This window comes from Actinocorallia lasiicapitis, assembly GCF_054778695.1.
Genome location: NZ_BAAGZI010000181.1, coordinates 1 through 10,934, shown reverse-complemented (window position 1 = coordinate 10,934; position 10,934 = coordinate 1). Strand labels below are relative to the sequence as shown.

Genomic DNA, 10,934 nt, shown 5'->3' with positions numbered 1-10,934 from the left:
CCGCCACGGCGGTCGCCGCCACGACGGTCGTTGCCGCCGCCGGCACCGGAGCCGGCGCGCTGGGCAGCGGCACGCTGCTCACGCTCGGCGCGGGTCGGAGCGGCGTCACCCTTGTAGATCCAGACCTTCACGCCGATCCGGCCGAACGTCGTACGGGCCTCGTAGAAGCCGTAGTCGATGTCGGCGCGCAGCGTGTGCAGCGGGACCTGGCCCTCACGGTAGAACTCCGAGCGGGACATCTCAGCGCCGCCGAGACGACCGGAGCACTGGACCTTGATGCCCTTGGCGCCGGACTTCATCGTGGACTGGATGGCCTTGCGCATCGCCCGGCGGAACGCGACGCGGCTCGAAAGCTGCTCCGCGACGCCCTGGGCGACGAGCTGGGCGTCCATCTCGGGGTTCTTGACCTCGAGGATGTTCAGCTGGACCTGCTTGCCGGTCAGCTTCTCGAGGTCGCCGCGGATGCGGTCGGCCTCGGCGCCGCGACGGCCGATGACGATGCCGGGACGCGCCGTGTAGATGTCCACGCGGACACGGTCACGGGTGCGCTCGATCTCGACCTTGGAGATGCCGGCCCGGTCCATGCCCTTGGTGAGCATGCGACGGATCGCGACGTCTTCCTTGACGTATTCCTTGTACAGCTTGTCGGCGTACCAACGGCTCTTGAAGTCGGTGGTGATACCGAGGCGGAACCCATGCGGGTTGATCTTCTGCCCCACTAGCGGGCCCTCCTCGTCTTCTTGATAGAAGCACCGTCTTCGAGAGACTCCACCACGACCGTGATGTGACTGGTGCGCTTGTTGATCCGGTAAGCGCGACCCTGGGCTCGCGGCCGGAACCGCTTCAGGGTCGGACCCTCGTCAACCCAGGTCTTGGACACGAACAGCGTGTCCTCGGCCAGGTTGAAGTTGTGGGTGGCGTTGGCGACGGCGCTCTTGAGCACCTTGCCAACCGGCTCGCTGGCTGCCTGAGGGGCGAAGCGCAGCACAGCCTGAGCCTCCGCGGCCTGCAGGCCACGGATGAGGTCCACCACGCGGCGGGCCTTCCGGGGCGTGACACGCACGAAGCGTGCCTGGGCCCTGGCTTCCATGACTGATTCCCTTCGGTTGCTGCGCGTCAGCCTCGGCGGCTGCGGCGGTCTTCCTTGACGTGGCTACGGAACGTGCGGGTGAGCGCGAACTCGCCCAGCTTGTGCCCGACCATCGACTCGCTGATGAACACCGGGACGTGCTTACGGCCGTCGTGCACGGCGATCGTGTGACCGATCATCGCCGGGACGATCATGGAGCGCCGCGACCACGTCTTGATGACGGTTGCGGTCCCCTTCTCGTTCTGAGCGTCCACCTTCTTGATCAGGTGGTCGTCCACGAAGGGGCCCTTCTTAAGGCTACGTGGCATGACGACTCCTACCGCTTCTTGTTGCTGCGACGACGAACGATCAGCTTGTCGCTCGGCTTGCCGGGCTTACGGGTGCGGCCCTCGGGCTTGCCCCACGGGCTGACCGGGTGGCGACCACCGGAGGTCTTACCCTCACCACCACCGTGCGGGTGGTCGATCGGGTTCATGGCGACACCACGGACGGTCGGGCGCTTGCCCTTCCACCGCATACGGCCGGCCTTACCCCAGTTGATGTTGGACTGCTCGGCGTTGCCGACCTCTCCAACGGTCGCGCGGCAGCGGACGTCCACCTTGCGCATTTCGCCGGACGGCATACGCAGGGTGGCGTAGATGCCTTCCTTGGCGAGCAGCTGCGCGCCGGAACCCGCGGAACGGGCCAGCTTCGCGCCGCCACCCGGCTTCAGCTCGATCGCGTGCACGACCGTACCCGCCGGGATGTTGCGCAGCGGGAGGCAGTTGCCGGGCTTGATGTCGGCGCCGGCACCGTTCTCCACGGGGTCGCCCTGCTTGAGGCCCTGCGGCGCGAGGATGTAGCGCTTCTCGCCGTCGGCGTAGTGCAGCAGCGCGATGCGGGCGGTGCGGTTCGGGTCGTACTCGATGTGAGCGACCTTCGCCGGGATGCCGTCCTTGTCGTGACGACGGAAGTCGATCACGCGGTAGGCGCGCTTGTGCCCACCACCGTGGTGACGGGTGGTGATGCGGCCGTTGTTGTTACGGCCGCCCTTCTTGGGGAGCGGTCGCAGCAGCGACTTCTCCGGCTCGGAGCGCGTGATCTCGACGAAGTCGGACACGCTGGAGCCACGACGACCCGGAGTCGTCGGCTTGTACTTACGGATGCCCATCTTATTCGTTCATCCCATTCCGCTTCAGGCCTGGGGCCCGAAGATGTCGATCCGCTCACCCTCCGCCAGGCTCACGATCGCGCGCTTGGTGTCCTTGCGCTTGCCGTAGCCGTAGCGGGTGCGCTTGCGCTTACCCTGCCGGTTGATGGTGTTCACGCCGGTGACCTTCACGCCGAACACGTCCTCGACCGCCTGGCGGATCTGGACCTTGTTGGCGTCGGTGGCCACGAGGAACGTGTACTTGCCCTCGTCGAGCAGCCCGTAGGACTTCTCCGAGACGACCGGCGCGAGAAGGATGTCCCGGGGGTCGTAGACCTTGCTCACTTCGCACTCCCCTTGGCGTGGGCGAGGAACTCCTCGTACCCCTTCTCGGTGAACACGATGTCGTCGTTGACCATCACGTCGTACGTGTTGAGCTGGTCGGCGACGATCACGTGCACGCTCGGCTCGTTGCGCAGGGACTTCCAGGTCAGCTCGTCCTCGCGGTTCAGCACCACGAGAACGCGCTTGGCCGTCGTCACCAGGCGCAGAGCGTTGACAGCGGTCTTGGTCTTGGGCGTCTCGCCCTCGATCAGGCTGCTGACGATGTGGACCTGGCCGGCGCGGGCCCTGTCGCTGAGGGCGGACCGCAGAGCGGCGGCCTTCATCTTCTTGGGCGTCTTCTGGGTGTAGTCGCGCGGCTGCGGGCCGTGGACGATGCCACCGCCGGCGAACTGCGGCGCGCGGGTCGAACCCTGACGGGCGCGGCCGGTGCCCTTCTGGCGGTACGGCTTCTTGCCACCACCGCGGACTTCGCCGCGGGTCTTGGTCTTGTGGGTGCCCTGACGCGCGGCGGCGAGCTGGGCCCAGACGACCTGGTGGATCAGCGGAACGTTGATCTTCGACTCGAAGATCTCGGGCGCGAGCGTGACGTCGACCTTGCTCATGCCTGGACCTCCATCTTCTTCACGGCGTTGCGGATCAGAACCAGTCCGCCGTTGGGGCCGGGAACGGCACCCTTGATCAGGATGAGGTTCTTCTCGGCGTCCACGGCGTGGACCGTGAGGTTCTGAACGGTCTTGCGGACGGTGCCCATACGGCCCGCCATGCGCAGACCCTTGAAAACGCGACCAGGGGTCGCGCAGCCGCCGATGGAGCCCGGCGAGCGGTGCTTGCGCTGCACGCCGTGACCGGCGCCCAGGCCGGCGAAGCCGTGACGCTTCATGACACCGGCGAAGCCCTTGCCCTTGCTGGTGCCCGTCGCGTCGACCTTCTCGCCCGGCTCGAAGGTGGTCGCGAGGACCTCCTGGCCGAGCTCGTAGTCGCCGGTGTTGTCGGTGCGCAGCTCGACGAGGTAGCGGCGCGGCGTGACGCCGGCCTTCTCGAAGTGGCCGGCCGCCGGCTTGTTGACCTTGCGGGGATCGATCTGTCCGAAACCGAGCTGCACGGCGTTGTAGCCGTCGTTCTCGGTGGAGCGAACCTGGGTCACGACATTGGGCCCAGCCAGAACGACGGTGACGGGCACGATACGGCCGTCAGCGTCGTAGACCTGGGTCATGCCGAGCTTCTCGCCCAGGATGCCCTTCCTGTTGATGCTCATTAAGATCCTTAGAGCTTGATCTCGATGTCCACACCCGCGGGCAGGTCGAGCCGCATGAGCGAGTCAACCGTCTTCGGGGTGGGGTCGATGATGTCGATCAGCCGCTTGTGGGTGCGCATCTCGAAGTGCTCGCGGCTGTCCTTGTACTTGTGCGGCGAGCGGATGACGCAGTACACGTTCTTCTCGGTCGGCAGCGGCACCGGGCCGGCGACCTTGGCGCCCGTCCGCGTCACGGTCTCGACGATCTTCTTTGCGGAAGAGTCGATGACCTCGTGGTCGTATGCCTTCAGCCGAATGCGGATCTTCTGTCCCGCCATAGCGCCCGTGTGTCCTTTGCTGCTCAGCACAGGAGTGTGGACTCCCATGCATTAACCTCCCGACTCGCGAGAGGCGGGCTGACGTGTCAAACCGGGGCATGTCGCCTTGGTCCCAACCTGGCGGAGGGACATGCGCAGACCCCGGTGCGTGTTCCGGTTCAGTGAACAGGAACCAGGATATGCAACGACGGGGACACCTTCCGTCATTCCGGGGCACATCCCCGTCGTTGCCATGGTGATACTGCTTACTCTAGGCGCACTTTCACACGCCCGGAGCACGAACCCCGGGAAGCCGAAGCCTCCCGGGGCTCAAAGTACTACTTGAGGATCTTGGCGACGCGGCCCGCGCCGACCGTCCGGCCACCCTCACGGATGGCGAACTTGAGGCCCTCTTCCATGGCGATGGGCTGGATCAGCTCAACGCGCATGTCGGTGTTGTCGCCCGGCATGACCATCTCGACACCCTCGGGGAGGTTGACGACACCGGTCACGTCCGTGGTACGGAAGTAGAACTGCGGGCGGTAGTTGTTGAAGAACGGGGTGTGGCGGCCACCCTCATCCTTGGAAAGGATGTAGACCGCGGCCTCGAACTCGGTGTGCGGGGTGTTGGTGCCCGGCTTGATGATGCACTGGCCGCGCTCGACGTCCTCGCGCTTGATGCCACGGAGCAGGAGGCCGACGTTGTCGCCCGCCTGGCCCTGGTCGAGGAGCTTGCGGAACATCTCGACACCGGTGACGGTGGTCGAGGTGGCCTTCTCCTTGATGCCGATGATGTCGACGACCTCGTTGACGTTGACCACGCCACGCTCGATGCGGCCGGTCACGACGGTGCCGCGGCCGGTGATCGAGAAGACGTCCTCGATCGGCATCAGGAACGGCTTGTCGGTGTCACGCTCGGGCTGCGGGACGTTCTCGTCCACGGCCTTCATCAGCTCGAGGATCGACTCGGCCCACTTGGCGTCGCCCTGCAGCGCCTGGTACGCGGACACGCGCACGACCGGCAGGTCGTCGCCCGGGAACTCGTACTCCGACAGGAGCTCACGGACCTCGAGCTCGACGAGCTCCAGGATCTCCTCGTCGTCCACCATGTCGCACTTGTTCAGCGCGACGACGATGTAGGGAACACCGACCTGGCGGGCCAGGAGCACGTGCTCCTTGGTCTGCGGCATCGGGCCGTCAGTGGCGGCCACGACCAGGATCGCGCCGTCCATCTGCGCGGCACCGGTGATCATGTTCTTGATGTAGTCGGCGTGACCCGGGCAGTCGACGTGCGCGTAGTGCCGCGACTCGGTCTGGTACTCGACGTGCGCGATCGAGATGGTGATACCGCGCTCGCGCTCCTCCGGCGCCTTGTCGATGTCCTCGAACGCGGAAGCCGCGTTCAGGGTCGGGTAGGCGTCGTGCAGGACCTTGGTGATCGCCGCGGTAAGAGTGGTCTTACCGTGGTCGATGTGACCGATGGTGCCGATGTTTACGTGCGGCTTGGTCCGCTCGAACTTGGCCTTAGCCACGAGTTCTCCTCAAGTGATTCTGACGTACGTACGGTATTGGCTTGTGGCCGCTCGGGCCGGACAGGGGCGGATGGCATCCGCCCCCGTCAGGACGTTAAAGCTAGGAAGGCTTCGCCTCCCTAAACCGCTTTACTCGCCCTTGGCCTTCGCGATGATCTCCTGCGCGACGTTCGAGGGAACCTCGGCGTAGGAATCGAACTGCATGGTGAAAACAGCCCGGCCCTGGGTCTTGCTGCGCAGGTCCCCCACGTAGCCGAACATCTCAGAGAGGGGCACGAGCGCCTTGACGATCCGCGCGCCATGCGACTCGTCCATGGCCTGAATCTGGCCACGGCGCGAGTTCAGGTCGCCGATCACGTCGCCCATGTTGTCCTCAGGCGTGGTGACGTCCACGGCCATCATCGGCTCGAGGAGCACAGGACCGGCCCGGCGGGCCGCTTCCTTGAACGCCATCGAACCGGCGACCTTGAACGCCATTTCCGAGGAGTCCACCTCGTGGTAGGCACCGTCGAGCAGCGTCACCTTCACGCCGACCATCGGGTACCCGGCGAGAACACCGAACTCGGCGGCGTCCTGGCAGCCGGCGTCCACCGAGGGGATGTACTCCCTGGGGATACGGCCACCGGAGACCTTGTTCTCGAACTCGTAGGCGTCGCTGCCGCCGCCCAGCGGAGCCAGCGTGATGATCACGCGGCCGAACTGGCCGGAGCCACCCGTCTGCTTCTTGTGGGTGTACTCGACCTTCTCGACCGTCTTCGTGATCGACTCACGGTAGGCGACCTGCGGGCGACCGACGTTGGCCTCGACCTTGAACTCGCGCTTCATCCGGTCGACGAGGATCTCCAGGTGGAGCTCGCCCATGCCCGAGATGATCGTCTGACCGGTCTCCTCGTCCGTCCGGACCTGGAAGGACGGGTCCTCCTCGGCCAGACGCTGGATCGCGGTACCGAGCTTCTGCTGGTCGGCCTTGGTCTTCGGCTCGATCGCGACGCTGATGACCGGCGCTGGGAAGCTCATCGACTCGAGAACGACCGGGTTCTTCTCGTCCGCGAGGGTCTCGCCGGTGGTGGTCTGCTTGAGACCCATGACGGCGACGATGTCGCCGGCGCCCACGCGGTCGATCTCCTCACGCTTGTTCGCGTGCATCCGGTAGATCTTGCCGATGCGCTCCTTGCGTCCCCGAACGGTGTTCAGGTAGGAGGAGCCGGCCTCGAGCACACCGGAGTACACGCGGACGAAGGTGAGCTTGCCCAGGTGCGGGTCGGACATGATCTTGAACGCGAGGCCGGAGAACGGCTCGTCCTCCGACGGCTTGCGCAGGATGACCGTCTCCTCGTCACCCATCTTGTGGCCCTCGATCGCGTCGACGTCCAGCGGGGACGGCAGGAAGCGAACGATCGCGTCGAGCAGGGGCTGAACGCCCTTGTTCTTGAACGCGGTGCCACAGAACACCGGGGTGAGCTTCGCGGCGAGAGTCGCGCGACGGATCGCCGGGACGATCTGCTCGTTGGTGGGCTCGCCACCCTCGAGGTAGATCTCCATGATCTCGTCGTCGTTCTCGGCGAGGGTCTCGATGAGCTTCGCCCGCCACTCCTCGGCAGCCTCGACGTGCGTGTCGGGGATGTCGACGGTGTCGTACATCTCACCGAGCTTCGCCTCGGCGTTCCAGACGAGGGCCTTCATCCCGACCAGGTCGATGACGCCCTTGAAGTCCGCCTCGGCGCCGATCGGCAGCTGCATCACGAGCGGAACCGCGTTGAGACGGTTCACGATCATGTCGACGCAGCGGTGGAACTCGGCGCCGGTGCGGTCCAGCTTGTTGACGAAGCAGATCCGCGGCACGCCGTAACGGTCGGCCTGACGCCACACGGTCTCGGACTGCGGCTCGACGCCGGCGACACCGTCGAACACGGCGACCGCGCCGTCGAGGACGCGCAGCGAGCGCTCGACCTCGACGGTGAAGTCCACGTGACCCGGCGTGTCGATGATGTTGATGGTGTTCTCGACGCCATCGACGGACCACTTGCAGGTCACAGCAGCGGACGTGATCGTGATGCCACGCTCCTGCTCCTGCTCCATCCAGTCGGTGGTCGCAGCGCCGTCGTGAACCTCGCCGATCTTGTAGCTCATGCCCGTGTAGTACAGGATGCGCTCGGTCGTCGTGGTCTTGCCAGCGTCGATGTGCGCCATGATCCCGATGTTGCGGACCTTGTTCAGGTCCACACCGGTCTTAGCAGCCATTGTGCTCGCGTCCTTGCGTCGTCGTAAATACCGCTGTTACCAGCGGTAGTGGGCGAAGGCCTTGTTGGACTCGGCCATCTTGTGGGTGTCCTCGCGCTTCTTGACCGAGGCGCCCAGGCCATTGCTGGCGTCCAGGAGCTCGTTCTGCAGGCGCTCGGTCATGGTCTTCTCGCGACGTCCACGGGAGTACGTGACCAGCCAGCGCAGCGCCAGGGTGGTGCTGCGGGCCGGGCGGACCTCGACCGGGACCTGGTAGGTCGCGCCACCGACACGGCGGGACTTGACCTCGATGGTCGGCTTGACGTTGTCGAGCGCGCGCTTCAGCGTGACGACCGGGTCGTTGCCGGTCTTCTCGCGGCAGCCCTCGAGCGCGTTGTAGACGATGCGCTCGGCGATGGAGCGCTTGCCGTCCAGCAGGATCTTGTTGATCAGGCTGGTGACCAGCGGGGAGTTGTAAACCGGGTCAGCGACGAGAACGCGCTTGCCCGCAGGGCCCTTACGCGGCATTAGCTCTTCTCCTTCTTCGCGCCGTAGCGGCTGCGCGCCTGCTTGCGGTTGCGGACACCCTGGGTGTCGAGCGAACCGCGGATGATCTTGTAGCGAACACCGGGCAGGTCCTTCACACGACCGCCACGCACGAGCACGATGGAGTGCTCCTGCAGGTTGTGTCCGACACCGGGGATGTACGCGGTGACTTCGATGCCGCTGGTGAGCCGGACGCGCGCGACCTTACGCAGGGCCGAGTTCGGCTTCTTCGGCGTGGTCGTGTACACACGCGTGCAGACACCACGGCGCTGAGGGGAACCCTTCAGCGCGGGCGTCTTAGTCTTGGTCACCTTGTCCTGGCGGCCCTTTCGGACCAGCTGCTGGATTGTGGGCACCGCTCTCCGTCTTCCTTCGTCGTACCGGGCCCGGGCTCTGCGCCCGGGTCAGCGCGGACGATCCGCGCTGTGTTTTATATGCGCGAGTCACACCCGGAATTTCTCGTCCGCGCATAACCCTGGTCATGGGCTTTCGCAAGCTTCTGACCTGCAGGTTTCCTGCTCCTCTCGACCCCCGCGGTCGGGCGTGTCGCACCGTCCGCACTCCGTCAGCCCCTTGCCGGGGCTTGCAAGCTGGGGAGTCGAGTTGCGCCGCGCCGCCGGATCTTCGGACCCCGCTTTGCGCGCACGCAGGCGAGCCCGCCAAGGCGGGCACGAAAGGAGAGAGTACCTAACCCCTGCACCGGAGGTCAAAGCGAATGAGCCCATTACCCGTTCGGGGGCGTCCGGCGCAACCTTCGGCACTCCCGGTGGACACTCGATGGTTACAACGACGGGACGCCCCGTTCATGTTCCCGGTGAGCAAAGAAAGCCCCAGACCGGGCATTTTCGGACCGGTCTGGGGCTGGATACTGCGTTCTGCGCGCCTACAGGGGCGACCAGAAGAACGCGACCACGATCACCACGACGGCGACGAAGGCGATCAGGCCGAGCCAGATCCAGATCTTGTTACTGGCGGCTTCCTCCAGCTCCGTCGACGGAGGCTGGGAGTAAGCGCCCCCTTCCCCCTGCTGGGGCTGGACGTACTGCCCGGGCTGCGCGTACGGATTCTGACCCTGCTCAGGCTGCCCGTACGGGTTCTGGCCTTGCTCAGGCTGGCCGTAGGCATCCCGACCTTGTTCCGGCTGGCCATACGGGCTCTGGCCTTGGCCCGGCTGGCCGAAGGCGTCCCGACCTTGCTCTGGCTGACCGTACGGGCTCTGGGCCTGGCCCGGCTGACCGAAGGCGTCCTGTCCCTGCTCGGCCTGGCCGTACGGGCTCTGGGCCCGGCCTGGCTGGCCGAAGGCATCCTGACCTTGCTCGGGCTGGCCGTACGGGCTCTGGGCCTGACCAGGCTGGCCGAAGGCGTCCTGGCCTTGCTCCGGCTGGCCGTAGGGGCGCTGGGGCTGTTCCTGCTGGCCGAACGGGGGCTGGCCTGACTGGCCGTGGGGGCCCTGGCCCTGCTCGGGCCGGCCGAACGGGGGCTGCTGCTGGCCGAACGAGGGCTGCGGCTGCTGCTGGCCGTACGGGGCTGGCTGGTCGGGCTGGCCGTAGGGGGCCTGGGGGGCCTGCTGCCACTGGGAGGCGTTGAAGTCGAGGCGTGTCTCGCCGCCGAGCGGGGGCTGGGCGGGCTGCTCGGAGCGGCGGGCCGCTTCGGCGTCGAGGGCCTGGGTGGACTCCTCGGCCTGCTGCCAGGTCGATTCCTGGCGGACGGTCTCGGCCGGTCTGTTCGTGACCAGGGGGATGTCGCCGGGGAACGGGGTCTGGGGCCGGGCCTGCCGCTGCGGCGCGTGCGGCTGCGGGGTGTCCAGCATGGTGCGGTTCGACAGGTCGGGTTCGACCGGAATGAACGCGGTCGGCCTGGCCTCCTCGACCTTCGGCTGCTCCGGTTCGGGCTGCTGGGGCTGCTGGAGGCCGGGGATGACGGCCGTCTCGGGGGGCGCGCCGAACGTCGGCCGGGGGTGCGGGGCGGTGCCCCACGGGTCCTCCGACGGCGGCGGCGCGGGGAACGACTGCTGCGGCTCGGGGAACGCCGAGGGGGCGGGCGGCACCGGCGGCGCGGCCTGCTCCCAGGGCTGCCGCTGCGGCTCCGCGGGCCGGGCGAACGGCTGAGGTGGCGGGAACGCGGCGGTCGCCTCGTCCTCCTGGCGCTCAGGAGCTCCCGGGAACCCGGGCGGCGGCGGGAACGAAGGCGCAGCCTCCGCAGGCGGCGCGAACGCCGACCTCCCCTCCCCCTGCCCATAGGCGGACCCAGGCCCGTCCACCGGCTTCCACTCCCCCTGCTGCTCCTCCCCGACCCCAGGCTGCCCATAACCAGCCTGACCGGAACCCTCCTGGCCGTACGCGGGCTGGGCGGGCGCGGGCTGGCCGTAGCCGGGCTGCGCCGGGGCCTCCTGGCCATAGCCGGGCTGACCGGGCGTCTCCTGCCCGAAGCCGGGCTGACCGGGGGCAGACTGCCCGTAGCCCTGCTGGGCCGGGGCCTCCTGGCCATAGGCGGGCTGGCCGGGGGCGGGCTGCGCCGGGGG

13 protein-coding genes are annotated in these 10,934 nt (G+C 67.1%); all 13 read right to left on the bottom strand.

Translation table 11 applies throughout. The features are described 5' to 3' along the window. Positions 1-719 (bottom strand): 30S ribosomal protein S3 (gene rpsC / locus ACYVE7_RS19820; protein WP_460366444.1); only part of this gene is annotated, 719 nt, incomplete at its 3' end. Continuing rightward, positions 719-1,090 (bottom strand): 50S ribosomal protein L22, encoded by a 372-nt coding sequence (rplV, locus tag ACYVE7_RS19815; protein ID WP_460366443.1) that lies wholly within the window; start codon positions 1,088-1,090, stop codon positions 719-721. The genes rpsC and rplV, both read right to left, overlap by 1 nt. Before the next feature lie 26 nt (positions 1,091-1,116). Continuing rightward, complete coding sequence (gene rpsS, locus ACYVE7_RS19810) at positions 1,117-1,398, bottom strand: 30S ribosomal protein S19 (protein WP_460366442.1); 282 nt, start codon at positions 1,396-1,398, stop codon at positions 1,117-1,119. 8 nt (positions 1,399-1,406) lie between these two features. Then, positions 1,407-2,240: a 50S ribosomal protein L2 gene (gene rplB, locus ACYVE7_RS19805; RefSeq protein WP_460366441.1), complete on the bottom strand. Its 834-nt coding sequence runs from the start codon at positions 2,238-2,240 to the stop codon at positions 1,407-1,409. Positions 2,241-2,264: 24 nt separating this feature from the next. After that, positions 2,265-2,564 carry a 50S ribosomal protein L23 gene (gene rplW, locus ACYVE7_RS19800; RefSeq protein WP_460366440.1) on the bottom strand — a complete coding sequence of 100 codons (300 nt, stop codon included), beginning with the start codon at positions 2,562-2,564 and terminating at the stop codon, positions 2,265-2,267. Next, positions 2,561-3,166, bottom strand: coding sequence for a 50S ribosomal protein L4 (rplD, locus tag ACYVE7_RS19795; protein ID WP_460366439.1), 606 nt, complete (start codon positions 3,164-3,166; stop codon positions 2,561-2,563). The genes rplW and rplD overlap by 4 nt, the downstream gene beginning before the upstream one ends. Next, the gene (rplC, locus tag ACYVE7_RS19790; RefSeq protein ID WP_460366438.1) at positions 3,163-3,819 is read right to left on the bottom strand and encodes a 50S ribosomal protein L3; all 657 of its coding nucleotides are present in this window, start codon (positions 3,817-3,819) and stop codon (positions 3,163-3,165) included. Before rplC ends, rplD begins: the two co-directional genes overlap by 4 nt. Before the next feature lie 8 nt (positions 3,820-3,827). Continuing rightward, positions 3,828-4,136 (bottom strand): 30S ribosomal protein S10, encoded by a 309-nt coding sequence (gene rpsJ, locus ACYVE7_RS19785; RefSeq protein ID WP_012854632.1) that lies wholly within the window; start codon positions 4,134-4,136, stop codon positions 3,828-3,830. A gap of 317 nt (positions 4,137-4,453) precedes the next feature. Continuing rightward, complete coding sequence (gene tuf, locus ACYVE7_RS19780; protein WP_460366437.1) at positions 4,454-5,647, bottom strand: elongation factor Tu; 1,194 nt, start codon at positions 5,645-5,647, stop codon at positions 4,454-4,456. A gap of 129 nt (positions 5,648-5,776) precedes the next feature. Then, positions 5,777-7,888 carry an elongation factor G gene (gene fusA / locus ACYVE7_RS19775; protein WP_460366436.1) on the bottom strand — a complete coding sequence of 704 codons (2,112 nt, stop codon included), beginning with the start codon at positions 7,886-7,888 and terminating at the stop codon, positions 5,777-5,779. 36 nt (positions 7,889-7,924) lie between these two features. Beyond that, positions 7,925-8,395, bottom strand: coding sequence for a 30S ribosomal protein S7 (gene rpsG, locus ACYVE7_RS19770; protein ID WP_460366435.1), 471 nt, complete (start codon positions 8,393-8,395; stop codon positions 7,925-7,927). Then, complete coding sequence (gene rpsL, locus ACYVE7_RS19765) at positions 8,395-8,769, bottom strand: 30S ribosomal protein S12 (RefSeq protein WP_344451848.1); 375 nt, start codon at positions 8,767-8,769, stop codon at positions 8,395-8,397. Before rpsL ends, rpsG begins: the two co-directional genes overlap by 1 nt. A 527-nt stretch (positions 8,770-9,296) precedes the next feature. Next, the coding region (locus ACYVE7_RS19760) for a hypothetical protein (RefSeq protein ID WP_460366434.1) at positions 9,297-10,934 on the bottom strand (1,638 nt) is incomplete at its 5' end.